Genomic DNA, 24,554 nt, shown 5'->3' with positions numbered 1-24,554 from the left:
TATCGAGAAAAGGGGGTTACATTCTTGGCGAAGCTCTGGAATCAAATGATTAAGAATTTCACGCTAAAGAATGCTCCCTCTGACGGTGGAACGTCAACTGGTGGTGTAGGAGCATTAAACCGTGATCCTAAAGCCATTCAGGTCAAGCGAGTCGGATATCAATATGTTGATGGTGGTGGAGGCCGTGATAGCTTCGAAGGTCCACAAGCCGATTTCGCTCTTATAGATACAGCTATTCAACGAGACTCTTACATTATGCAAACTATGATGAAGTATAGTGAGCTTGTATTTAAGAGTGGTTGGTACTTTGCAGGAAAGAATGATCAATCTCTTCTTTACTTAAAATTAAGGTTAGAGATGATGGCTGTTGCTACAGGTGTTCCTACGGAAGAATTATTCCAAGGGATAGCTGATGATATCGTTCGATATGGCAACTGCTTTATTGCGAAAGCACGTGCTAAGAATGGGGTAGGATTACCACCTGGATTAGCTGCTATTCCAATTCTTCCGGCAAAAGATCCAATAGCAGGATACTTTAGATTGCCACCTAACACTATTACGATTTCACGTGATATTAACGGTACGATTTTAAAGTACAGGCAAGAAGTTGATGGCGCTGATAAGCCAACAGACTTCAATCCTGAAGATATTGTACATATTTCAGTAAACCGTCCTGTTGGAAGACCTTTCGGGCTACCTTGGATTGCACCAGTTTTAGAAGATGTGCGACTCTTACGCAAAGTCGAAGAGAATGCAGCACTTCTCTTATATCGTCATATTTTCCCCTTATTATCTTACACAGTAGGTATTGATAAGCCAGGCTATGAAGCATCTGATGATGAATTAGCTGAATTACAGAGTGTAATCGAAAACATGCCTACAGACGGAGCTATTGTTCTTCCTGAGCGTCATAAAATCGAAGCAGTTCAAATGAGCACAATCGATGGAAAGCCTTATTTAGAATACTTTGAGCAACGTGTGTTTACGGGACTTGGAATGAGTTCAGTTGATATGGGACGAGGAGATACGGCGAACCGCAATACAGCTGATGCTATGGGTGGCATTAAAGCTGATCGTGTAAAGGGTTGGCAAAAAGCGCTTCAAGTTCAAATTGATAAGTACATAGTAGATGAGATATTGATAGAAGGCGGCTTTGATCCTCTTGTTAATTTAGAATTCGATGTGAACTTCATCTTTGAAGAAATTGAACAAGAGAGAAAAATCGCTAAAGAAAACCACACACTCTTAAAGTGGAACTCGAACGTAGCAAGCTTTGAAGAAGTTCGTCATGAGTTAGGATACGATCCAGTAGTGGATGAGAGTCGCTTACAGTTCGCCATGATTGGTATGGCTGTTGCAGAGCATGGAGCGCAATTAGCGACTTCACAGGATTCTGAATCTACAGCGAAAGAAACTGATAACAAGAATGCTCCTGAGAATCAGAACGGCAAGAAGTCTGCCCCTAAAAAGGCTACAGAATCATTGACCGAATCTGTATTTGAACGAGTGATGAGTGAGGGGCGTAATGCACTACAAGAATCTCTGCTTGAATCTTATCGCTTATTGGAAAGTGACACGCTTGGTGTTGTAGAAGCACATATCAAAAAGCAGACCTTCCCAGTAAAAGAACCTAAAGAATGGCTTGCTTCCTTGCATTTCAGTAAAGATAAAATGCTTAGAACCATTCAGCATAGCACTCAATCAGCAATAGCTGAAGGGATAGCGAAAGCACGAACAGATACTGGACGTAAAGATCATCCAGATGTGAGTCGTATGAAAGCAGTCAGAGTCGTAAAGGATTATGCTTCTGAATCCTTAGATAACATCGAAAAAGTGCTGAAAAGCACGTTATCTGAGAGGCTAAAAGATTCCAAAAATAAAGAAGAAGCTATTCTTGCCGTTAAAGGTATATTTGGCTCTACAAATCACCGCTTAACCTTCATGAGTAAAACTCTTCTTGCTAAATCTTATAACTTCGGATACGCCTTGTCGTTGATGAAATACGGTGAAGAACATGTTCGTTCAGTGTATGAAGGATCATGCTTAACCTGTCAGGAAAAAGCCAAAGAGTTGATATCACTACAACAATACTCGTCTTTAGATGAGATTGCTATATTTTATCGGATTCCGTCATGGCACCCGAATTGTGATTGCCCATTAGAGTACGTTGAGGGAGGTGAGAAATGAGATGAAGTATACATTAGATGAGCATAAAGCTAAGAAAATTGTATCAGGCAGAGAACTGCTTGAAAGTGTAGGGATTACAGGAAAGATTAAGCCAGAGACGGTTCAGCAACTAAGCGAATCAGCCAAAGGCAAAGGTAATCGAAAGTTGATCGTTCAAATGGAAGCTATCCACGTGGGACGAACAGCAAACTACACATTCTATACAGAAGATGGACTAAAAGAAGGTCTTGATTCTTGGACACACCCTTATAATAAACCAGTTTTAACGCATCATAATTCACATGCTGGTGAACCTGTAGGACGCATCTTAAGAGCGGAATACACTGAATCCACTATTTCAGGCCGCAAAGGTTTAATCTTCACTTGTGAAATCACCGATCCTACAGCAGTAGAGAAGGTGCTTGATGGTCGCTACAGCACAGTAAGTATTGGTGCGACAACGGACAAAGTTACTTGTAACATTTGTGGAACTGACCGTACTAAGGAATGGTGTGAACATTGGCGTGGTGAAGAGTACGAAGGACAAACTTGTCATTATATTGTTGGTACAACATTTGGACGAGAAGTATCTTACGTGAACGTGCCCGCTGATGAAAATGCAGGAAACTTCTCTGTATCTATTGATGATGGAAATGATGGAGACACTGCAGAATCTGCACTACAAATTTTTCAAATCGCAGAAGGATTAATGCAAAACATTCAATTGCCTGAAGTTAACTTGTATGAAAGTGCAACGGACGATGTTAGGCAACTGGTTGATGGATTAATGAACTTCAAGGAAGGGAGCAATGAAAACATGGATGAGGACCCTGAAAACACAAACCAAACTCCAGTTCAAGAATCAGTATTACAAACTCAATTAAACGAGGCGAATGAACGAGTTACTAAGTTAGAGAAAAGCTTAAGTGAAGCGCAAGCAACTCTATCAAACCTAGTTATTGAGAAGACAAAAGTGGATTCCCAATTAGTAGAATCTCAAGGCGAGGTAGATCGTTTAACAACTGAAAATGCTGGTCTTATCGAACAAGCACATAAGGCATTAGCAGAAAAAGTTGTTGATATGAAACTTTCCCTTCGTAAATCCGATGTGGTAGGCGTTACACCAGAAGAGGCTGTTGCTGAACACGTTAAGCGAAGTACTGATTCATTAAATGATGCAGTAAAAGATTTGCAGGCTGAAATGCAAAACACTTCAGCACAACGTGGAACAGTACAAAATCCAGGAGCAGCAGGAGAAGATAATAATCCAAACTCTCCACAGCAACAAGAAGGCTCTAAAACTAATATGACGGTTGCAGAAGCAACAAGCATGTTTAAAGGCATGTTTGGCTCTAAACGCAATCGATAATTTAAAAGGAGTGAATTAGTAATGGCATTATTCCAAGGTACTGCCGGTCCTTTAAAGGATACGCCAGATCAGAAGTTTCGTACTAACACGAAGCTACAAGCAGGTACACATGACTCACCAGGTGAGAAATTCTTAGTTGACCCACGTTTACCACGATTATTCCGCTATCACTTTGGTGGAGATGGATGGGTTGTCATTCCTAAAGGCCGTGTAGTAGCACCATCTACAAATGGTGGTAAAGACGATGATGGTCGCTTTGATGATTTTGATGCAAACGTTCCTTACAATGCTCTTACACTGGCTAATGGCGGTAAAGACGTAACAGAGGTTGGTCGTGATGGAGATGAGTATACTCGTACAGCTAATAAGCCAATTGGTGTGGCATATGCGAACCTTTTTGAAGAATTCGTAGATGGATTCAATGGCATGCAGCCAACAATTGAGAATGAAATCTATATTGAATTGCCTTATATCCCTGCAAAAGCAGATGCTGAAGAAATTCATTGGGGTGCATTCTATGATGAGAACATTGCTCGTCCAGTAAAAGCTGGTGATTTCGTAATGTCTGATGAAAACGGATATGTAATCAAAGCAGACTTTGAAGCTGTCCGTGCTGAAATCGAAAATGCTGCTGACTTAGCTGCTCTAAAAGTTGCTCTTCAAAAAGAGTCTATCATGCGTGAGCAAGTATTTGGTCAAGTTTGGGCTGTTGAAACTAATATGGCACCACAAGGTTGGTTGAAGTGGGTTGGATGGTCTAAAGAGGATTCTGCAGAAGATCAATGGAGAACACAATCGGGTGCTACACATGCTGATATTGGCGCACAAGATGGATTCCCAGGATACCCATATGAGCGAAGCTACCGTAACGTTGATAAGCGTGATAACAAGTATTATCCACAAGGTATTCCAGGCTTAACTAATGGTGCGAATATTGAAGTTCCTTTTGAGGATGAAGTAATCGGTCAAGTTCAAGCAGGTCAATCAGGCCGTCATGATTTCTATTTATTACATACTCCAGCTGTTGAAGGCTCTTTAACACTGAAAGTAGGAAATCAAGTAGTTACGCCTCAACATTTCGATCCAGTTTCAGGACGTGTTGTATTTAGTTTTGATAACACTAATGGAGCTACACCATTAGATGTAACAGCAACATATAAAGCAGTAGGACAGATTCCAGGGGTTCCGACAGGATGGGACTTCAAAGGCAGCATTGGTGCTGTGCGAATCTTATTACAAAAATAAGAAAGGGGATTGAAATAAGCTATGAATATTAATGAACATCAATTAAGCGAGAAATCGCTAAACGTTTTAAAGCGTATGAAGCGCCAATTAGATTTATCTGAGGACTGGACAAGCATTCCTAAACAAGAACTTGTTTCAGTAACAGAAGCATTATCGACTCAAGATGCTAGTATCTTAATTCCACGTGTAATCACTGGTATGATGCGTGAAGCAGCAGAGCCTTATTACATCGGTTCTGACTTATTACAAAAAGTACGTCTTACAGAAGGTCGTTCTATTGAATTCCCATCTATCGGCGCTATGAGAGCACATGATATTGGGGAAAGCCAATCATACCTAGAAGAAACAGTAGATTTCCAACTTCACAGAACACAAGAAGTGAAGGTTGGTAAATCGGGTATGGTAGTCCGTGTGACAGATGAAATGATCAATGATAGCCAATGGGATGTAATTGGTATTTTAGTAAGGAAAGCCGGAGAAGCGATGGCTAGATTAAAAGAAGAGAAGATTTTCACTCAATTCTCTAAACATGGCCATATCGTATTCGATAATGATATCCGTCAAAAGTACGCTGAAGCTGGTACAACTGGTATGGATATCGAAGGTAACTTGAATAATACTATGTCAACTGAAGACATGATTGATATGTTTATTGCTGTAATGGCAAATGGCTACAATCCATCTGATGTGTTATTACACCCATTAACTTGGTCAGTATTCTTCAAGAATGACATTATGCAGTCATTAACACATGCTGCACTTGGTGGTTCTCAAATTACGAACCTTCAAATCAGTCCAGATCAAGTGCAAGGTCGGATTCCATTCTCTATTAACCTTAACTTTACTCCATTTGCGCCGTTCAACTTTGAAACGAAGAAGTTTGATATGTTCGTAGTTGACCGTCAAAACATTGGTATCTTACTAGAGAAAGATCCTTTAACTACTGAGCAATTTGATGATCCAATGCGTGACATCCAAACTGTAAAAGTTAAAGAGCGTTACGGAATTGGTGTCCTTAATGAAGGTAAAGCTGTTGCAGCTGCTCGTAACTTAGCATTTGAGAAGTCTTACCCAGCTCCAGATCGCATCAAAATCGTATCTTAATTTAAGATAGTCAACAACCCATAGGCGGGCGAAGTTGTTCGCTCGTCTATTTTATTGATAATAGGGAGGAAGAATAATGCCAGAACTTACACTAGGATTAGCACCTAATAAAACTAGTTATTTTGACCAATTAACAAACTTTTACTTAACTTTAGATAAACCTGTACAAACTCTTACTTACACTGCTCCTGAGCAACTATCCAAGATTACTCATGCTTTATTATGTTCGGTTCCTGCTCTTGTACTGTATGAAGGACAACTGCCGCAAGAAAGCATCGATGCCTGGAAAGCTAAGTTTGATAAGATGTTCCGAACAGATATGACGAAAATGCAACCATCATTAGATGGAGAACGTCGTGAACCGGTAGCTAAACAAGCTAACCGTGCGTATGATCGTGCAGAGCGATTCAGCGAAAATATTGAAGAGGTTGCACCTGTGGCTCAAGCAGCAAAAGACGCTGAACAAGTAGACTTATTTCAAGCTCAATCTGTAGGTGAAGAAGAAACACTTGAAAAAGAAGAAAAGAAAGAAACTAAGGTTAAATCAACAAGAGCAAAGAGTGCTCCTAAAAATACAAAATCTGAATAATAGGAAGGCGGGAGACTGATGCTAGAATCTCTATTTTCTGTGCAGGCTGTTCAACCCTTCCTAGCCCAAGCGTTTTCTCCATTCAAAGAAGCTCATGAAGACCGTTTATTTAAACACATTACATTCTTTGAAGAGGATTCAGACTTAACAATTCGTTTGCTTCCTGTTGATCGTGAGAATATTATTCGTTCCTCATCTTCAGTGACACAGAAATCCATATCCACTAACAATTTGATTGTAAATCCTCAAACTGAAGTTTTTAGGATTAAAGCTGTACTTTCAGAGGCAGATCATGCTGTTACTGAGTCATCGTGGGTTACTCAAAAGAATATGGATTCCACTTTTGCTAGTTCACACAATCAGTACAGACTACGTGGTGTAACAAAAGAAAATTGGAAGAGTGATTGGGTTTATTCAGAGTTAAGGGATTTCGATAATGATTTAATCGTGTATAACATGATTTATGATGTATTAGATTTAATGCTCTCTGTTCATGATAATCAGATCGATTACTTAATGGATTACATTGTATCAGATACATTTATTGAATTAATGGGGGATATGAAACCTAATTTCTCTTACAACTTGGATTATGAGGAAAATAAAGCAGCATCGATGAGTGATGTAATGTCCTTCATCAAAAATAAAGAAGATTCAAATCCTAGGGATGAGCTGGTGTCTCAATTAGGAGAAAAATTCTTGTTTATAGCTAACGAACTTAAATCTCAATTTAAAGAGGTTCTCACAAGTTCTCCTGAAGAGTTTGCTCAATTATATAAAGTGTATAAATTAATTGACCAATATCAAGAGAGAAAAGTTGATTTTATGAGCTTGCTTGTAGAGATATTCTTAGAAGATAGACTTGAGAAGATTGTGCGCAGCACCAATATCGAAGTATTGTTGCAAAATGACGAAGAAATGAGCAGTTATCTAAACAGTAGCTATGAATTTGACATTAAAAACGAACTCATCACTGCTATATACGATGCATCGCTTAATGACGGTTTTGTCACCAATCTTAATGATGCGGTAGAATTAATATCAGAGCCTGTTATTTTAGAAGCACTACGATATTCAAAAGATGAAAGTATTGAACGCTTCTTACGGATGGCCCTATCAGATCTATATGTTCCTATGCTAGCCGTTGATAGACACTTATTAGAATTAGAAGCGGCAGTAGAAGATAAACATGAACAGTCAGTTCAGAGCAGTATTGTTGAATTCTCTCTTTTAGAAGATGATGTTGAAATCAAAAACATGCTCTTATTTGATGTGGTGGATGCTGTTATTAAGACAGATTTAGAGCCAATTAAAGAATATCATGCTCAAATCATTGATCACATTTTTAAGTCTATGAATGATTCAAGAATGAAATTGTTAGTAGATTATAACTTTGATGAGGTATTGACAGTTACATTGAATGTAGCTGAAACCTTTAAATCAGCATACGTTAAAGAATTTGGACATGCAAATGAAAACGTACATGTTCAATCTTCAGAAGGCTTGCAGCATAGCGAGACAACCTCAACCCGTTCTTTCAAAGAATCTTATTTAGCGGCACTGTCTGATATACATAGGATGCAATCTATTGCTAGTAATGATTATGTAAAAGAACTTAAGGCGACTGGCATTTTAGAAAGCATTACAGAGCAATTCAGCTTGTTTAAGGAAGTGCTGAATGAAATCTTAGAAATTGGTGTTGGTGAAGAAATTTTGAAACAACCTAAAATAGATTCCAGTATACTTTCTGAACTATTGAATGCACTTCAATTAGAATCAATTTCGTTAGATGAGACTCAAGTTAAGAGCAAGGTTAAAGAGTATCTTGGAGCCATTTTAAAAGAATACGCTGACTCAAACAGAATAACAGCAACTGACTCATTCAAAGAGCATTTCCACTCTTCTAAGAATGATGGGTATTACAATTTGTTCAAACACTACTTGAGAAATCCTAATAAGTTCCCATTACTGGATAGAAAGTTAGTCGAACTATCTCATAATTTAAGAGACATTTTCTTAATGGATGGAACTGATCAAGTCCATTACGCAATAGGAGCAATGGATGAAGGATGGCCAGTAGGTCAGTTTAAATTAGGCATCAATACACTAAAAGGTGAGGTATCAAGCTCATGAATAATGTTTTAAATAAATTATTTGCTATGCTTCCAGAAGGAAAAAAGAAACAGGAGCTCATAGCAAAATATGAAAAGGTGCAAACAAGATCAAAAGAAAGAGGTGGAGACGGCTTGCAAGATTCATTCGAATTCATGCCAAAAGGTCACATTAAAATTGAAGCAATTAACGAAAGTGGAGATGTAGTAGGAACTTTAGCTGACCAGCCTAACTTAGTAGTAAATGGTGCAGAAGAAATCTTATTACGAGCATTCTCAGGAGATCCTAATAGAATTCTTTATAAGAACCGAGTTCCTAAAACAAGTCCTACTTCAAAATTTTATATCGATGAAAGTAAATTAGCAGGGGCTGCACTATTTGATGGTAGCCAACTATTACACTCACCTAATATCATTTGGTCTGCTATTAAGGACAACGACTTTGAAATATCATACGGATATTTCCCTGTAACAGTGTACATTAAAGAAGAAGTATCAACTGAATTTGGGAAGAAAGCTTTCTCACTTTCTAAAACACCGGCAACAGGTTATGTCCCTTTAAATGCTGAAGTATATTCAACTTACACGAACCTGTTTATTGGTATCGGTGAAGGTATTCATAAACCAATTCCTTTAACAGACTCTCGATTAACATTTTCTAATAGTTTCACTGTAACTGCAGAATCTGCTTCAACAACTACAGCAAACGATGAAGTGAAATTTAAACAAAAAATCAGTAACTTTGCTTTTGAATATGAAGCTTCTAATAAGGGTGCTCAAATTGATGTGGTAGTCAATGGTGTGGTCAAAGAAACAATTGAAGCGTTTGATAGTGAGCTAACTGAGCCACAGGTCAAATCAATTGAATATACAGGTTTAGATAACAGTGTAGAAACAGAAATTAAACTTGTTCATTCAGGCTCAGATGCTGCAGTAACAAATCCTATCATGAAAATCGTTGGCATTCATTTTGATGCCTTAAGCAAAAGCGATAATGGCTTAATTAAAGAGTTCAAAAATTATGAAGTGGATTTCTTAACGCCTACTATGTTCAACACAACACCAATGGCGCCTTATACTATTCAGCTTCCTAACTTCCCTGTATTAACAGGCAGCCTCAAAATTAAATACAACGATATTGAATTTACGGAAGCAGCACAAGATGCACAGCTTTCTGACACTACATTTAAAGTAGATCACGTTCATGGTGTGATTTCATTTAATCGTGCGTTGACTGGTGTAATGATTTCTTATTCTGTGACAGGAGAAATCTACGATACAGAATTGGCAACGACAATGACTGCTGGAACTATTACTGTAGTTGTTCCTACTGATACAGCAGTAACTAATGAAAGTGTGGGAACAGGGGACGGAATCAAAACTACTTTCAACTTAGTGAATAAACCAATTAACCAGGGGACTTTAGTAGTTCGAGTAGCAGATAGTGCGGTTACTCCAGCATCAATTGATATAGTGAATGGTCAATTCACACTCTCAACACCTCCTGCAGTAGGACAAACAGTACGAGCAGACTATGTTTATGTTAAAAATGTAAACACAAATAAAGCAATGAATAAATATAGTACTCTTTACCCTATTAAAGAAAACACATTGAAAATTCTTGATCAAAATGGAGTAGCACTTGAAAAAGTTGAAAATGCTAGTGACTTTGGCAATGGTAAGTACATGCTTGATAACACTGATCCTAAGCTAATTAAAATTGCTCAAAACGACATTTCGGGTGGGGCTCTTACAAAGATTGAAGTGGTTTATAAATCTGATGAGAAGCCTGGTGTTCCAACAAACTACACTCGTGCTGTCATTGATAAACCAAAAACAATTAATGATTATCCTTGGTTTGAATTAGATAAAGGTTCGGTTCGCTTTATTGCGGAGTTCCCTGAGTTAAAGCCAGCTCATAATATCACAATTCGTGAAATGGGTCTTTTTGATGGACCACGTGCAGAAGATAAAATTGCAGGGTTTAGAAACTATCCAGTAAAAGCTTTCTCACTAGTTCGTGTGGGTGAAACTCGCAAAGAAGTTAATACAGGAATCCGTATTACATGGACAATCACATTAATGAACGAAGAAGGAAATCCATTCCAAGGCGGAAGATAATAAATAATCCCAAGAGGTGAACAGAATGTTACAAGACATTTCAGCAATGAATCCAAAAGGTCATGTTAAGTTAGAACTTTACAATGATAATGGTGTATTTTTCAAGAAAGAAAAGAAAAACCTTGTTGTGCAATCTGCAAATAAAATTGTAGCTGAAATGATGGCAGATCCAACAAAAGTTTTACGTATTACTCAAGTAGATAAGGGCAATACTGCCCTTTCTGCTAATGCGGATTCATTATTCGTATTCGCTTTAAAAGTGCAGCATGAATTAAAAACTAAGTTCGAAAATAACTGGGGAGCTTCAAATAGTGTAGCTATCTTTGAAATTGAAGAACTGAAAGGTATTACATCTTTAGAAAAAGTTACGGTTGGAGAAGCTGAGCTTGTGATTAATCGTGATGTTTTTTTACGAGATGCAGCTAAAGGTAAGATTGAATTTAATGTGGCTCCAATTGAAGCAGTATCTATTCAATACCATAAAGTAAATAACTCTTACATGAAGTTTATTGAAGGAACGGAAGTTGTGAAAGTTAATGGAACTGTGTGGAAGCGTGGTACGACTGCTGCAAATGATACAAAAACTTATCAAATCAACTACCGTACAGGCGAGGTGTTATTTGAAACAGCTCAGACAAATGTAGAAGTTACATATGCCTACAACATGAGCTACGCTTTAGGATTTATGGCACTTGGTGGTAAGCCTAATGCACAACATCCTAACTATCAGCCAGTAGAGTTTGGTAATACGAATAAGCTTGATATTGATATGAAGAATGAGTACGCAGGATCTCGTATGCCAATTCAATACCCTGCATCAATTTCTACAGGTGCTACTGAGATTGAGCCAGCAATTCCAACACAACCAATTGCAGTCGTGACAAAAACTAAAGACGTTACTGTTACTCACAATGGAGATAACGTAACAAAGCTTTTAGCTTATGAATTGCCTAACATTCATGATAGTGGTTCAGGAAATACTGGCCGCACATTATACGAGCTTGTATCTGTACGTAACACTACTACTTCAACTACTATCGACATTCAAAACGTTCGAGTTACTGCTAATACACTATCACGTGTAGAGATTACATTCCGTGATGCAGATGTAGCAATGGGTGATGTAGTAAAAGTTGATTACCGTTTAAAACTTGATAACCGTCACCTAATCTATCAACTAGGTCAATCTCCAGTAGTAGAATTAGTTGCTGTAAGACATACTGATGCTGCAACAGGCGTTATTCGTCCATACACTATCTTAGATTCAGGCTTAAAGCCAAACCAAGGTGATGTTTGGATTTCAAACCCGAATACAGGTCACATTTCATTCAGTGAAAATCCAGTTGGTGGACCGAGGGTAGAAACACCAGGACAATTACAAGTAGAATACAAAGTTAACTCAGGTACAGTTGTTAAATTTGTAGCTGATTTCCCTAAAGGTGTACCTGCTCCAGCAATTGAAGATGCACCTGTTAAAAATGTTTCTGCTGTATCAGGACAAACATCCGTAACTCTTGATTATCCTATTGCGAAAGATAACGCAGGATTATTTATCGAACCGGTAGTGAAAATCACGAAAGCAGGATCCACTACAACATTAACATCAGGTCAGTATCAAATCTCTCTTGATGGTAAGACAATTACACCTAACAGCTTAAGTGCAGGGGACATTGTAAATGTTCAATATAGATATGAAAGATCAACTCATGATATCTATCAAGTGGCAATGTTCGATGATAAAGTTGGCGGTAAAATGTTCAATATTTCTGGTATCGGCCCTGTTACAAAGGATAAGAATACTGGAATGCGTGTTACTTGGTCAGTTACATTCTAATAAGGGGGTTAACCTATGGCTACATATACTTCTGATTATATGAAGCGTATTGCCTTTTTAGATGGACAAGTCCTTCATGATTTCCATATAAATTTACTACAAAAGAACGTGGCTGAAGCAATTAAGCTTCAGACCACACGTTCTAAGTATGACTTCTACATGCTTGTGTCTCCTTATAAGATGTATTTCATGGAACCCTTTGTTAATGAAGATGAGAAAGATGCTAATAGTACAGCGGTGTTAAATCAGCTTGCTTTCTCAATTAATGCAGGTTCTTGGGAAAGTACCTTGTTAGAGTTGCCACAAGTAACAGAGGAAATTTGTTTGGTTGCTAACTTTGAGGATTATGTCGATAAAGGTGCTTTTGTTAAATTTTTTTATAGGACAGGTAAAGATAATGACTGGATTCCCTTGCAACCGGATATTCCAACATATTTAGCTGTTCCTAAGAAATACATTCAAATTAAAGCAGAATGTACATATACAGGTACAATGCGTCCAGCATTATATGATTTTGCTTTAATGTGGAAATAGAAGGAGAGGTACAGAATATGGCATATGCTCGCCCACATCCAGACTTTCCTAAGTTTCGCATGAAAGTTGGAGTAATGCCGGATTTTTCAGGAGCAAACTACGTTGACCAGGAAAAACCTGCAGGCATCATAAATGGAATCAATCGTGTTTTTACATTTGCTAATTTACCTATTCGTCAAAGTGAAGATGTATTCAAGGATGGCATGAAGATGGTTCGTGCAACTTCAGCAGCTCTTACTGATGGAGATTATTTCGTGAATTATAACGTTAGTCCTGTAACGATTACTTTCGCTGACAATCAAGTTCCTCAAGCGAAGTCTGTATTGCGTGTTAGCTATAAATACATGCAGGGAAATCAGTAATAATGAACGTCATTCATAAAACCATTCCTAGGCATACAGATGAGAACATACCCCTTGATCAAGTGTTCGAATTCTACTTCATGATAGATATGAACTTAAATACTATTAAGGAAGAACATATCATCTTATTAAACTTAACAGAGCGTAAAGTTGAATCAGTGCGCTTTGATTATAATAGACGAGTTCTAAAAGTTAGACCTGTAAATAAGCTATCTCCAAATAATCATTATCAAATACAAATTGTAGGGGGTAATGATGGAATTAAAGATATTATTGGCAGACAAATGGCTCAAACTTATGAGCTAGAGTTTTACACAAAAGATGTAGATTCTATTAAGCCACCTAAAATACTATCACCTACCGATGTATCTGCAATTAGCAAGCCTGCTACTATCGTATTAGAGAGTAACGATAAGGTTGAATACTATGAAGTTCAGATTTCACAAAGTAATACATTTGCTAACCTGTTATGGCCAACTAACGATGAAAAGGTTTATAGCTTGCTGAACACAGAGGTCACGCCTGATATAGCTTATAAGACAGGGCTTTATTATCTTCGTGTACGTTCAGTTTCAGAGACAGGTGAAAAGAGTTCATGGTCGCAGGTAATTCGTTATTTCTATGAAGGCGAACCGGTGATAAGACAGCCTGATGAAGAAGAAGTGCCTGAATTGGATCCTATAGAACAAATAGTTGAAAGTTTCACAAGCGCAAAAAAGGTGATACTACAACCTTCAACTAAATTGATAGATGAAGCATCACAGCTTGCTAGTCTGCAAAATGTTTTCTTAAACCAAGAAATTAATGCTAATGCATCCATTCTTGTAAAGGCTACATCACCAAAAGATGGCTCAGTTAATAACACTGTCTCAACTTTTAATCAGACAAACAAGAAGCAGATTGTTATTGAGTTTAATGAAAATATTGATCCATCTACAGTAAATTCTTCTAATTGTTATGTAGTATCAGAACGAAATTAAGTATAAATGTGCCTCCTTACAAGTAGTGAGGAGGTCTTTTTGTAGAAAGTAGGTGTTAGGATGAACTACATCGGAGAATTTCAAAAGAATTCCACGATTTTATTAGAATTATTAGCTAAGGATGAAGAAAACCATCCAATACCTATAGATAATCCACCTACAGCAGTGATTGAGCATACTAGCCGAAATGGATTACAAGAGGTAGATAGTGTTAAACTGAAAACAATGGAGAACAGCTCTACACATGGGTTTGAGTACAAGATTCCATCACATTTTGATGATGGTGAGTATGTCATAACATATAAGGCTGTTATAGATGAAATAGAGTATTCTACTCAAGAAATGTTTCGCATTACAGAATCAAAAGATTACTTAAGTGAAGCAAATCTGTTTAAATCACTCGATATTACTGCAATTGAAGAAGATTTTGAGGAGCCTATCACGGTTGCTGAGGGATATATTCTCCCCGCTGACTTCGCTATTGCTTCTAAGACTGAAGTGAAAGATAACAAAATTATTATTACTTTGACTGATACTCTTAAATACAACTACACATATAGAGTGGTTTTAGACAAGAATATCAAGTCACTGAGTGGGGCTACTTTAGGCAGTGTTAAAACTCTGACATTTACATCAGAGTACAAGCCACTATTTGCTACTCCACTAGAAGTCCAGTCTATATTAAGAAGTACATACAATTACTTTACCCCACATGATGTATACGAAGCTATACGTAATGCAGGGCAAAAGGCAATGACCATGTTAGGTAATAATGCTGATGCAAACAACAGTCGTTATCGTGATATGCGAGCAACCGACACAGCGTTATTTCCAACACAAAAATACGTTGCTTATGAAGCTGCTAGAAGCTTAATGACAGCTCTCATGGTTCGTATCTTAAATGGCGCTAGCGAAGATGATGGAACTGGAACAGGCATGATTAATGAGTCAGGAGGAACCGTTCAATTAGGGGACTTCATGGTTCAAGATAAATCAAGTACCTCAAGTGGAATCAGTGGTAGTAGTTCATCTACAGAAGAATCTCCATTAAAGAAACTACAAGCTCTTATCCAGCAAGTAGAGAAAGAGCAGAAGTTTTGGCTCGATCAGATGATGGGAAGAACCAAACGTGGATTTGCTAGTCCTGTCTCAGGTTCATTTAGGACAGCAGCAGGATCACCAGAAGGACGTGACTTCGCATAATGATTGATGTTCGCAAAAGACTTAAAGAGTTCTTGGACTTATATGCTCACGATATTATTTACATCCGAAGAGACACTAGATTTCGCTGTGAATGCTATGTTGAACGGAGTGGAGAAACTGCACCTGATTGTCCAAAGTGTTTTGGAACAGGGTATGTAGTTCAAATTGAAAAGCAGAGAACACGAAGAAATATCGGAACTGTTCCTGAAAGCTTAGTAGGTATCAATCAGCTTGCACAAGTTGGCCGATTTGTCCCTAAAGCCTATGTATATTATCTTGAACACAATGTAAAACCAGAAGAAAACGATCTTATTCTTGAAGTTATTTGGGACATAAATGGCGTACCAAGATTGATAAAAGAGAAACACGTAATTAGTGCTGCTGAACAAAAGCTTGGCTATAAAGGTCGAGTAGAATTTTATCAAGTGTATGCTCGCTACGATCAGAAGGGAGCAAACGATGATAAAGCCCTCACCGAGCGTTAATTTTTATCAATACCCTAATATCTACATAGAGCGAGAAACAGCTATCGGTAAACGATTGGTTATTATCGCAGAAGCAGATAAAGGAGATTTTTACGATCCTACTCTCATTTACAGCAAGGATATGGCTGCTGACTTCTTTGGCGGCGGTCAATTGGTTCAAGCATATGAAGATGCAACTACTTTTCAAGAAGGATTGAGCATCTATTTAATGCGTATAGAGCCAATGATGTATGAGGATGCTTTCTCTGTATTAGAAGCGTTAACTTTCGATTTACTCTACATTGATGGTGTGCATTACGACAAACATCAAGAAATCATTCTTATGTTTATAGAATTAGCCAAAATCAAAGAGGAAAAGGGTAATCTCATTCATGGCATTACTACACTTTCATCAGCTTATAAAACTTATGCTAGCTTGATTAAATTGAAGAAAGCAATAGCAGACCTTGCTATTGACTCAGGAGATGACGTTATCGAACGAGGTAAATACCTCTCGATAGTGGTAGATCAAGCGGAATTTAAGAAAGCTGGTGCAGTCTATGCTGGAATGTTAGCTACTCTTGACCCTGAAGTAAGTCCAGTTAACAAGACAATTCCTGCTATCAAATTAACGGTGGAATACACCAAAGATCAGATATTGGATTTGCGTTCTATGGGCATTGTTTGCTTTAAGAATACATTTAAAAAAGGTGTTACATGTACATCTTCAAGTTGTGCTGTCAGTACAGACGGAAGTGTACATAAGCATATATCGAATTTCAGAATTGCCCAGTCCCTTATCAATCAAGTTGCTTTAGAGTTGCAGCCACTTATAGGTAAAACAAATATTCCTTATCAAATCCTAAATGCAGAAGACATTCTGAACGGAGTGTGTGATGAATTTGTGGGTTTAAGTAGAATACGAGATTACAACTATAATATTGTGCCTGACACGCTAAATGGAGCCATTGATGTTGAGATTGAATTTGTACCGGTATTTTCGGTGCACAGTATGTCCACACATACACGTGTAAGAGTATTCAAATAGGTAAGGGTGATATACACAATGAGCAATATTACTAATCCATATCAAGTTGTAAAGATGGCTCAAGAAATGCCAGCTCAATTGCAGCAAGAGATGGAAGTTGACCTGAACACCAGCTTGGATTTGAGAGAAATCCGAGATGGGAGGGGCGCATTGCTAGATGCTTATGTGGATAAGCGCTTACGTTCAGACAAGCCTATTACTTTCTTAGAGTTTGTGGACGATTTAAGAAAGCTGTGGGAAGCTGCAGGAAATGCTGCAAAGATAGTCCGATCTATGCCTTTATCCGATGATGCACAATTCCCAACTATCACTTATCGAGTCCTTGGTCGTGAATTGAATTCCGACTTTAAAGACATTAAACCACGAATGCGTGGCGTTATTTCTAATCCTTATATGGATGGGGAATACGTCGAGCTATATGGTCAGATATTTGATGTAACGGTTGAGTTTGCAGTGTATTCCATGGGTGCAGAAGAAGCCGATCAATTGGTATTAGAGTTAGAAGAATTCCTTCAAACTTATGCTGGTTTCTTTAAACAAAACGGCGTCCAAGAGATTCTTTTTAAATCTCAGGGCGAAGATGAGGTATTAACCACAGGACGAGTTGGCGCAGCAAAACGCACACTTCTCTATACAATGCGATTTGAAAAATTAATCGTAAGATTTCTTAATCAAATTGAACAAATCACTGTTCAAGCAAACCTTCAAAGTGAAGGGGAAATTAATTAAGGGAGGATTCCTAAATGGCAACATTCGAGCAGTATGAAAATTTACCTGGCGTAAAAGTTGATTATCAAGATGGTAATCTTTACTCCGGTACTACAGCGCAACAAGCTAATACTCAATCAATTTTGATTATTGGTACTGCAACTGATGGCCCTGTTGGTGAGCCAATTTCTATTAATGCAATCGGTGGACCAAAAGTAGCTGAAAAGCTTTTCGGTGGTCTATTAGAGCGTAAAGTAATTCAAGACAATGGGGAAGCAAAGACTGTAAAAATCCCTCACCAAGGTTCATTAATTCGTTCAATGTGGGAAGCAATTCGTTCAGGTAATGAGGACATTCGCTTACTACGTGTATCAGGTCGTGCAGCTAAGACTGAACTTCCTGCTAAAGATCCTAATAGCGAAATCTTGCAACCACTTGCTGATGCTTTAGGCAACCAATTAATGCTTGGTAACATTGCTTTCTCAAAAGCATTAAGCTTAACATCGGATCAACGTTTGGTGAAAATTGAAAAAGTCGAAGAGTTTACAGGAACTAATACTACTGTTGCTCCAATTAAGACCTTTGCTGATTCTACTGGTTATGTATCAGTTGATGATACTCCAGGTTCTGAAGTTGTGAACTTTAGTAAAGACAAGTTCCGTCCAAAGAATACAATTAAAATTTCTTATAAAGCTAAGAAACGCAACTATACAGCTGTTGACCGCAGTATGGATGGAAAAGTAAAACCTCAAACTTTAGGTTTACTTACTCAAGATCCTTCAATGACAAACTACTTCTCTGCTGAAGTGGGTAACTGGTCTGATGATCCTCTTCACTCAGTGAATGTGTACATCAAGGATTCTAAAGGTGTAGTTAACACAATTCCTTCTGTTAATGCAAACGGTGAATTCTTCTGGCGTATTGGTAAACAAGATCCTACTGTAACAAATGAATTAAAACAAGTTACAACTGCTAGTGAGTTCCAACAAGGTGGTATTCGCTTTACATCTGCTTATCAAGCTGAAGTTGCTAAAGGAACATATCCAGCATTAACGTCAGGCGTTACAGTTCTTGTAGATTACTACTACTATAACGATATTGAGGTTGCAGGAAGTGTTACACACTTAGTGCCAGGTGTAGAGAAAGAAACTTTTTTGAAGTTCATGCCTACAACAGGTACCCTTGACGTGTATTACGAATCCAACGGCACAAAACACACATTAGCTGCAGGAACTGACTACACTGTTGTTTTTCCAACAACAGCCGGTGCTAAGCCAACAGTTCGAATTAAAGCAGGTGCTGGCCCCGTAGGAGTGAAGTTATTTGCTCACTATAAGACGGGTGAAAATGCCACACAAGGTGCAAAGCTTATTGTTGAAGCAAAAGCTCCAGGTCGAATTTATGGCGGCATTGATGATGTAAAAGATCCTAGTTCTTTATTTGGTGTAAAAGTTGTAGTTGAATATGAAGTTAATGAAAACAGAACAATTGACATGGAAAACCGTGTAATACGTTTCATTAAACCTTTAGAAAAACGTGCATCTACCTCTGATGTAGAACTTCGCTTTAGCACAAGACAGTTAGCTGGTATTCGTACACTTCGTGAGTTTGCGAACTATGTTAACAACTTGGCTGATAACAACATCGTTCGCTTAGAAGTTCCTGTTTTAACTGGCGAAACACTTATTACTGGATTGCTTGTAACGGATTACACTGTGAGCCCTATTACAGGAAATTACGATTACCGTGAAATCAACTTAGGTGAAATTTACGATGAAAATGCATTGTCGTTCTCATTAAATGTTGATGACACTAAAGCGGAGACTGATCCAAATCGCTTCCCATGGTTAGGAACAGATGGCTTCTTTGATTCTACTAATCTAGCGGATATGAAGTCTCTATATGATGCACTTGGTGGAACTTATAAATTAGTTTCAGGAACAATTGATGAGTTTGAATTAGTTGAACAAGGTATCTATGCACGCCTTGAAAACTATGCAGTTGATATTGTTCACCTTGCTGATGTTCATGCAAATACAGCAATTGGACTACCTGCTCAAGATGGCACAATGACAGTTGATCCTAATCGCTCATTCGCTACTCAATTAGCACAACACTGCGCAATGGTTACAGCGAAGACATGGGAAACAATTGGTGTTATTGGCGTAGCTCCATCTCCATTAGCTGGATTACGTGATGTACAAGAGTACATTAACTTGCTTACTCAAGGTCAGGCTCAAAATCAAGATAGAGAAGCTTTCTTCATTTCACGAGGAATTAATCCTAACTTTAGAAACCTGCACTATATGTACAACCTAGCTACAAATGACCAAGTATACAACGATGAGGGTGATCCAATCGATATTGGCCGCTACTTAAGTATTGTCTTCGGACCTGAAGTAGGCTTGGCTCATGAAAAACTTGGTAACTACGTAGCAAACGGTGGAAGCATCTATGCTGCATTAATTTCTCAATTAAACCCTGAGATTTCAACTACCAACCAACAAATTTCTGCTGCTGGTGTGCGTTACACATTATCCGAAGCGCAGCAAAACCAATTGGCAGGCGCTCGTTATGTATCATTTGAATCTAAGATTACTACTGGCAACACACGTGTAGTCGTAGTGAAAGATGGCGTAACAGCAGCGGCTCCGAACAGTGATTACCAACGATTATCTACAGTTCGTATCACACATGCAACTGTTCAGTTAATTCGTAGTAAGGCAGATAAATTTATCGGTCTTCCAAATGGTATCGCACAACGTAACAGCTTAGCGACTGAGATTCAAGCAGGTCTTGACCGCTTAAAAGAGTTAGGAGTTCTTGAAAACTTCAACTTCTCTATCTACTCTTCAGCGAAAGATCGTGTATTAGGAAATGCGTTCATTACTCTTGAGCTAGTTCCTGCATACGAGCTTCGCAAAATCTACACAAGCGTAGCGTTACGAGCAAGCCTTTAATAGATAAACGTGCAGGAGGGTGAATCCTTCTGCACATTAAATAAATCAAAGAGGTGAATAATCACTATGTCAATTACTAACTTAGAAGAGTACTCTCGAACTTTTAGTAGTTTCTCAGGTGCCGATATTGTAGCTTCTTTCAATGGACGTACAATTGGTGAATTACAAGCTATCTCTTATTCTGTAGCTCGTGAAGTTGCTCCTGTTTATACAATGGGATCACCTGATGCAAGAAGCTTCAGCCGAGGTAAACGTGGAATTTCTGGAAGCTTAGTGTTTGTACAGTTTGATAGAGATGCACTGATGGATGAAATGCGCAAAGAGTACCAAGGTGCACCTGCTATGCAAAAATTCCAACAGTGGAAAACAAACGTAGGTACACAGTTCGGTAACACGGGTATTGAAGACCAAATTCTTAATGGCTTAAAATCAACATCTGCTAATGGTTCAAATACTTACGGAATCAATACATGGGACGAGCAAATGACTCGTTTAGGATATGGTTCTACAAGTAGTGGTGAATTAGATGCATTCAATGCAGTCGATTTCTACACACCTGAATATGCAGACCAATTAATGCCTTTCAATATCACTATTTCAATGGCAAATGAATATGGACAACGTGCTGGTATGGAGTTATACGGTATCCAGTTATTGAATGAAGCTTCTGGCTTCTCAGTCGATGACGTTATTACTGCTAAAGCTTACACTTTCGTTGGCCGTAAAATTAAAGGTATTGAAGCTAAGAATGCTCACCTTCAATCAGGTAAGGCTCAAGCTAAGATGGGGCAATTAATTTAATTAAGAATAGCAATAGGACAGCACTTAGTGGCTGTCCTATTTTAAGATAGGGGGATATTTATGTTTTTACCAGAGAACTACCAAAAGACAATTACATCATACGCTGGAACAGACATGGTATGTTCCATTAATGTGCCAGGTAGAGGGCCTGTTGTTTTTGGTGAGCTATCTCAGATTTCTTATTCTGTATATCGAGAAAAAGTGCCTGTTCGAACATTAGGTAGAGTTAGCATGAAGGGATATACCAGAGGTATGCGTACTATTACTGGAATCTTAGGTTTTACTGTATTCGATGAATCAATTGTTTATCGTTGTATGAGAGACATCAAAGAGGCCGGATATAGAATGCTGATGGATGAGATGCCTATATTCGATGTAACAGTATCTATGAGTAACGAATTTGGTGCTCAATCCAAAATGATGATCTATGGAGTTAGCACATTTACTGAAGGTATGGTAATGAGCGTTGATGACGTACTAACACAAAATGTCTATGAATTCTACGCTTTAGATATTGATCCAATGCAGCGTGTAAATGAAGGGAGATAAACGAAATGCCAGGGTACATAAATCGTCAAGTCATTCCTAAAGAGAAAAGGCTTGCACCACGAAAAGATGCGTATGCTAGACCGGATAGCCGTGTTGAGTATCAAATCTTTAGTTCTGAATACTTTTCAAATGCAGATGTGAAACTTTATTTTGGTGATATATGGATTGATGATGCCACAAGTATTGCTATTCAACTCCAAGAAGACCTCATGCCTATCTATGGATATAACTCTTATACATTTGATGCTATCGCCCGAGGAAAGCGGCTTGTGCAAGGTCAATTTTCTATTAACTTTACAACTGTAGGTTATTTGCATGAGATTGTTGCAAATGCACATGCAATATTTTATGCGCTAGAACAAGGGGAGAAGAATGGCATTATAAAGCCTGAATACTATCAGAACCTTAAGCTAGGAGAAATCATGCAGCGGTTAGGTAAAGAATCATTTGACCAAGTTGCTGATGAATATGAAAAAGCAATATGGGGAGCTAATGATGATAAAGAGGAGCAGCTTAGTTACGCTGACCGACCATATTTTAGACAAGATCAGTTGGGGTTTGATATTCGAATTCAATATGGTGCAGTTACAGAAGCAACAGGGTATGTTCAGGGTAAGTTTTATCAGTCTGTAAAGGAAGAGTCTCCAAATATGACAGTTGATGTGATCAATGGCGTTCAGCTTAGTGGGATGAGCAAACAAATCGCCACTTCCGATCAAGGTGCACCTATTCAAGAGAGTTATTCTTTTATAGCAAGAGACTTGAATGGAGTATCTTTTGCTCAATTATCTAGAAATTTGAGTGCAAGCAAGAAATCAAGTAAAGAACCTATTGATACAACCTATAGAAAAATGCAATACGGGGTTATAAGATAAAAATTACTTTCACTGCCTAAGTAAAAGGATTATAATAGTATTGTAATGCATTACAAGAGAGGGGAAAGAAGATGAACAAAAACCAAAATGAGAAGGAGCACTACACAGACAATATCCTTCAAGCGTTCCAACAAACCAAAGGAGAGCAGCTTGATTTGCTTGACGATGGTTTCACTCCGCAAAACGAACCTCAAACTAAACATGAGCAGCGTACTCATGAGCAAGAAGTAACGCCTAAAGTTGAAGAAGTACAAGAACAGGAGCTTCAGCAACAAGAGGTAATTTATACAGGGTATGATGGCGTTCAATATACAGAAGAAGAATGGGTTTCCCCTGTTGTAAGAAATGGCCCTAGCCGCCAAGAAGTAGAAGAATGGAAGGAAAGACATGAAGGGCATGTTTACTTTACTCCATTTGATGGTGATGTATTTGTTTGGCGTGTACTTACTCGACCTGAATATAGAGAAATCATTGGTGATAAAACACTGACTGCCTTAGATCGTGAGGAATACTTTACAGAAAAATGTGTATTGTTTCCACGAAACTTCTCAATCGAAAAGATTAAAAAGAGTAGAGCAGGAATTGCAAGCTTACTGTCTGAAATGATTATGGACAAATCAGGCTTTGTTGCAAATAGCGCTCCGATTAAATTGTAGCAGGACTCTATGTTCTGCTTAATTTTTTATAGGGGAGATTTTCATGATAGATATTAATCACATTCTAGAATGGAAGCAAACATTTGGTGATATTTATCAAATAGAAATTCTAGGACAACACTTTATTTTTCGTGCTTTAGGGCGAGAAGAGTACAAAAATATCATAATGCATGACCTATCATTGGGTGAATTCCAAGAAGCAATATGCTTCTCCTCAATCATTTACCCTGATGATTATGACTATACAAAAGGTATCGCTGGTATAGCTGAAGTTTTATCTGATGGGATATTAGATGCTTCCGGACTTCTCTTAGGACAAGCAAAAGAACTCTTAGATGAGTATAGAGAAGAGCTTTCAAACTATGACTACCAAGTGGACTGTCTGATACATGAGGCTTTTCCAGAGTACAAATTAGAAGAAATTGCTCTATGGCCAGTCAGAAAAACTATGTACTATCTATCACGATCAGAATGGATACTTCAAAACTTGAAGGGCGTACCACTCCAACTGATAGATGAAACCATGCAACAGGAGCTTCAAGAGGAGATTCAAAGAAAACAACAGCCGCAGCGCCCTCAACAACCTATGGAGATGCCACCAGAGTTTTCTGAGCAATTACCGCCTCAACCTCAACAAAAGTTAGCTACAAATGAGCAAGTGGCTACAGATTTCTTCGGTGGAGCAGAGAAAATACCAGCTCCGAAACCTGTTCCTGAAGGTGGTATTCAATCAGAAGAAGAAGTGCTTGCAATGCTTGCTGGCACTGGTATGTCTGTAGCAAAACCTTCTACAAACATGAATGACATTAAGCCAGAGCTGAATTGGTTTGGTTACATGGATGAACTGAAAGGAGAATTTGACTAAGGAGGTTTCT

General features: G+C 38.2%; 21 protein-coding genes. All 21 read left to right on the top strand.

Going from position 1 to position 24,554, the window contains the following annotated elements; all coding sequences use genetic code 11:
• Nucleotides 1–24: 24 nt before the first annotated feature.
• The 21 genes from LAV82_RS23350 to LAV82_RS23250 all read left to right on the top strand — a co-directional run bounded on the left by LAV82_RS23350 (nucleotide 25) and on the right by LAV82_RS23250 (nucleotide 24,544).
• Entirely contained in the window at nucleotides 25–2,187 is a 2,163-nt protein-coding gene (locus LAV82_RS23350) for a hypothetical protein (protein ID WP_499717019.1), read from the top strand.
• Between the two features lies 1 nt (nucleotide 2,188).
• Nucleotides 2,189–3,535, top strand: coding sequence for a nucleotide exchange factor GrpE (locus LAV82_RS23345; RefSeq protein ID WP_499717018.1), 1,347 nt, complete (start codon nucleotides 2,189–2,191; stop codon nucleotides 3,533–3,535).
• A gap of 21 nt (nucleotides 3,536–3,556) precedes the next feature.
• The gene (locus LAV82_RS23340; protein ID WP_499717017.1) at nucleotides 3,557–4,780 is read left to right on the top strand and encodes a hypothetical protein; all 1,224 of its coding nucleotides are present in this window, start codon (nucleotides 3,557–3,559) and stop codon (nucleotides 4,778–4,780) included.
• 21 nt (nucleotides 4,781–4,801) lie between these two features.
• On the top strand, nucleotides 4,802–5,884 hold the full coding sequence (locus LAV82_RS23335; RefSeq protein WP_116737921.1) for a phage major capsid protein: 1,083 nt from the start codon (nucleotides 4,802–4,804) through the stop codon (nucleotides 5,882–5,884).
• A gap of 76 nt (nucleotides 5,885–5,960) precedes the next feature.
• Nucleotides 5,961–6,473: a hypothetical protein gene (locus tag LAV82_RS23330; RefSeq protein WP_499717016.1), complete on the top strand. Its 513-nt coding sequence runs from the start codon at nucleotides 5,961–5,963 to the stop codon at nucleotides 6,471–6,473.
• An 18-nt stretch (nucleotides 6,474–6,491) separates the two neighbouring features.
• Complete coding sequence (locus LAV82_RS23325) at nucleotides 6,492–8,606, top strand: hypothetical protein (RefSeq protein WP_499717015.1); 2,115 nt, start codon at nucleotides 6,492–6,494, stop codon at nucleotides 8,604–8,606.
• A complete protein-coding gene (locus tag LAV82_RS23320) occupies nucleotides 8,603–10,705 on the top strand; it encodes a hypothetical protein (RefSeq protein WP_499717014.1) in 2,103 nt (700 codons plus the stop codon). The genes LAV82_RS23325 and LAV82_RS23320 overlap by 4 nt, the downstream gene beginning before the upstream one ends.
• 25 nt (nucleotides 10,706–10,730) lie before the next feature.
• Nucleotides 10,731–12,539, top strand: a complete 1,809-nt coding sequence (locus LAV82_RS23315) for a hypothetical protein (RefSeq protein WP_499717013.1) — start codon at nucleotides 10,731–10,733, stop codon at nucleotides 12,537–12,539.
• Between the two features lie 15 nt (nucleotides 12,540–12,554).
• Nucleotides 12,555–13,073: a hypothetical protein gene (locus tag LAV82_RS23310; RefSeq protein WP_499717012.1), complete on the top strand. Its 519-nt coding sequence runs from the start codon at nucleotides 12,555–12,557 to the stop codon at nucleotides 13,071–13,073.
• 17 nt (nucleotides 13,074–13,090) lie between these two features.
• Nucleotides 13,091–13,435, top strand: a complete 345-nt coding sequence (locus tag LAV82_RS23305) for a hypothetical protein (RefSeq protein WP_499717011.1) — start codon at nucleotides 13,091–13,093, stop codon at nucleotides 13,433–13,435.
• A gap of 2 nt (nucleotides 13,436–13,437) precedes the next feature.
• Nucleotides 13,438–14,415 (top strand): Ig-like domain-containing domain, encoded by a 978-nt coding sequence (locus LAV82_RS23300; RefSeq protein WP_499717010.1) that lies wholly within the window; start codon nucleotides 13,438–13,440, stop codon nucleotides 14,413–14,415.
• 60 nt (nucleotides 14,416–14,475) lie between these two features.
• Entirely contained in the window at nucleotides 14,476–15,618 is a 1,143-nt protein-coding gene (locus tag LAV82_RS23295; RefSeq protein ID WP_499717009.1) for an Ig-like domain-containing domain, read from the top strand.
• Nucleotides 15,618–16,103: a hypothetical protein gene (locus LAV82_RS23290; protein ID WP_116737938.1), complete on the top strand. Its 486-nt coding sequence runs from the start codon at nucleotides 15,618–15,620 to the stop codon at nucleotides 16,101–16,103. Before LAV82_RS23295 ends, LAV82_RS23290 begins: the two co-directional genes overlap by 1 nt.
• Nucleotides 16,078–17,130, top strand: coding sequence for a hypothetical protein (locus tag LAV82_RS23285; RefSeq protein ID WP_499717008.1), 1,053 nt, complete (start codon nucleotides 16,078–16,080; stop codon nucleotides 17,128–17,130). The genes LAV82_RS23290 and LAV82_RS23285 overlap by 26 nt, the downstream gene beginning before the upstream one ends.
• 18 nt (nucleotides 17,131–17,148) lie before the next feature.
• The gene (locus LAV82_RS23280) at nucleotides 17,149–17,859 is read left to right on the top strand and encodes a hypothetical protein (protein WP_499717007.1); all 711 of its coding nucleotides are present in this window, start codon (nucleotides 17,149–17,151) and stop codon (nucleotides 17,857–17,859) included.
• A 14-nt stretch (nucleotides 17,860–17,873) separates the two neighbouring features.
• Nucleotides 17,874–20,798 carry a hypothetical protein gene (locus tag LAV82_RS23275; RefSeq protein WP_499717006.1) on the top strand — a complete coding sequence of 975 codons (2,925 nt, stop codon included), beginning with the start codon at nucleotides 17,874–17,876 and terminating at the stop codon, nucleotides 20,796–20,798.
• Between the two features lie 66 nt (nucleotides 20,799–20,864).
• Nucleotides 20,865–21,599 carry a hypothetical protein gene (locus LAV82_RS23270; RefSeq protein WP_116737944.1) on the top strand — a complete coding sequence of 245 codons (735 nt, stop codon included), beginning with the start codon at nucleotides 20,865–20,867 and terminating at the stop codon, nucleotides 21,597–21,599.
• A gap of 60 nt (nucleotides 21,600–21,659) precedes the next feature.
• Nucleotides 21,660–22,148, top strand: coding sequence for a virion structural protein (locus tag LAV82_RS23265; protein ID WP_499717005.1), 489 nt, complete (start codon nucleotides 21,660–21,662; stop codon nucleotides 22,146–22,148).
• A 5-nt stretch (nucleotides 22,149–22,153) separates the two neighbouring features.
• The gene (locus tag LAV82_RS23260; RefSeq protein ID WP_499717004.1) at nucleotides 22,154–23,023 is read left to right on the top strand and encodes a hypothetical protein; all 870 of its coding nucleotides are present in this window, start codon (nucleotides 22,154–22,156) and stop codon (nucleotides 23,021–23,023) included.
• A 71-nt stretch (nucleotides 23,024–23,094) separates the two neighbouring features.
• A complete protein-coding gene (locus tag LAV82_RS23255) occupies nucleotides 23,095–23,679 on the top strand; it encodes a hypothetical protein (RefSeq protein WP_499717003.1) in 585 nt (194 codons plus the stop codon).
• Between the two features lie 43 nt (nucleotides 23,680–23,722).
• Nucleotides 23,723–24,544, top strand: coding sequence for a hypothetical protein (locus tag LAV82_RS23250; protein ID WP_499717002.1), 822 nt, complete (start codon nucleotides 23,723–23,725; stop codon nucleotides 24,542–24,544).
• Nucleotides 24,545–24,554 lie beyond the last annotated feature (10 nt).

The sequence above is a fragment of the Bacillus sp. ILBB4 genome (assembly GCF_035064545.1).
GTDB lineage: Bacteria > Bacillota > Bacilli > Bacillales > Bacillaceae_H > Priestia.
This window is presented reverse-complemented; position numbering and strand designations above follow the sequence as displayed.

Bases quoted from the DNA above. Each gene is read 5' to 3' on its own strand.
- LAV82_RS23255 (WP_499717003.1), top strand. From the start codon at position 23,095: ATGAACAAAAACCAAAATGAGAAGGAGCACTACACAGACAATATCCTT.
- LAV82_RS23290 (WP_116737938.1), top strand. From the start codon at position 15,618: ATGATTGATGTTCGCAAAAGACTTAAAGAGTTCTTGGACTTATATGCT.
- LAV82_RS23300 (WP_499717010.1), top strand. From the start codon at position 13,438: ATGAACGTCATTCATAAAACCATTCCTAGGCATACAGATGAGAACATA.
- LAV82_RS23335 (WP_116737921.1), top strand. From the start codon at position 4,802: ATGAATATTAATGAACATCAATTAAGCGAGAAATCGCTAAACGTTTTA.
- LAV82_RS23310 (WP_499717012.1), top strand. From the start codon at position 12,555: ATGGCTACATATACTTCTGATTATATGAAGCGTATTGCCTTTTTAGAT.
- LAV82_RS23250 (WP_499717002.1), top strand. From the start codon at position 23,723: ATGATAGATATTAATCACATTCTAGAATGGAAGCAAACATTTGGTGAT.
- LAV82_RS23315 (WP_499717013.1), top strand. From the start codon at position 10,731: ATGTTACAAGACATTTCAGCAATGAATCCAAAAGGTCATGTTAAGTTA.
- LAV82_RS23260 (WP_499717004.1), top strand. From the start codon at position 22,154: ATGCCAGGGTACATAAATCGTCAAGTCATTCCTAAAGAGAAAAGGCTT.
- LAV82_RS23305 (WP_499717011.1), top strand. From the start codon at position 13,091: ATGGCATATGCTCGCCCACATCCAGACTTTCCTAAGTTTCGCATGAAA.
- LAV82_RS23285 (WP_499717008.1), top strand. From the start codon at position 16,078: ATGATAAAGCCCTCACCGAGCGTTAATTTTTATCAATACCCTAATATC.
- LAV82_RS23320 (WP_499717014.1), top strand. From the start codon at position 8,603: ATGAATAATGTTTTAAATAAATTATTTGCTATGCTTCCAGAAGGAAAA.
- LAV82_RS23275 (WP_499717006.1), top strand. From the start codon at position 17,874: ATGGCAACATTCGAGCAGTATGAAAATTTACCTGGCGTAAAAGTTGAT.
- LAV82_RS23340 (WP_499717017.1), top strand. From the start codon at position 3,557: ATGGCATTATTCCAAGGTACTGCCGGTCCTTTAAAGGATACGCCAGAT.
- LAV82_RS23330 (WP_499717016.1), top strand. From the start codon at position 5,961: ATGCCAGAACTTACACTAGGATTAGCACCTAATAAAACTAGTTATTTT.
- LAV82_RS23295 (WP_499717009.1), top strand. From the start codon at position 14,476: ATGAACTACATCGGAGAATTTCAAAAGAATTCCACGATTTTATTAGAA.
- LAV82_RS23325 (WP_499717015.1), top strand. From the start codon at position 6,492: ATGCTAGAATCTCTATTTTCTGTGCAGGCTGTTCAACCCTTCCTAGCC.
- LAV82_RS23345 (WP_499717018.1), top strand. From the start codon at position 2,189: ATGAAGTATACATTAGATGAGCATAAAGCTAAGAAAATTGTATCAGGC.
- LAV82_RS23270 (WP_116737944.1), top strand. From the start codon at position 20,865: ATGTCAATTACTAACTTAGAAGAGTACTCTCGAACTTTTAGTAGTTTC.
- LAV82_RS23280 (WP_499717007.1), top strand. From the start codon at position 17,149: ATGAGCAATATTACTAATCCATATCAAGTTGTAAAGATGGCTCAAGAA.
- LAV82_RS23265 (WP_499717005.1), top strand. From the start codon at position 21,660: ATGTTTTTACCAGAGAACTACCAAAAGACAATTACATCATACGCTGGA.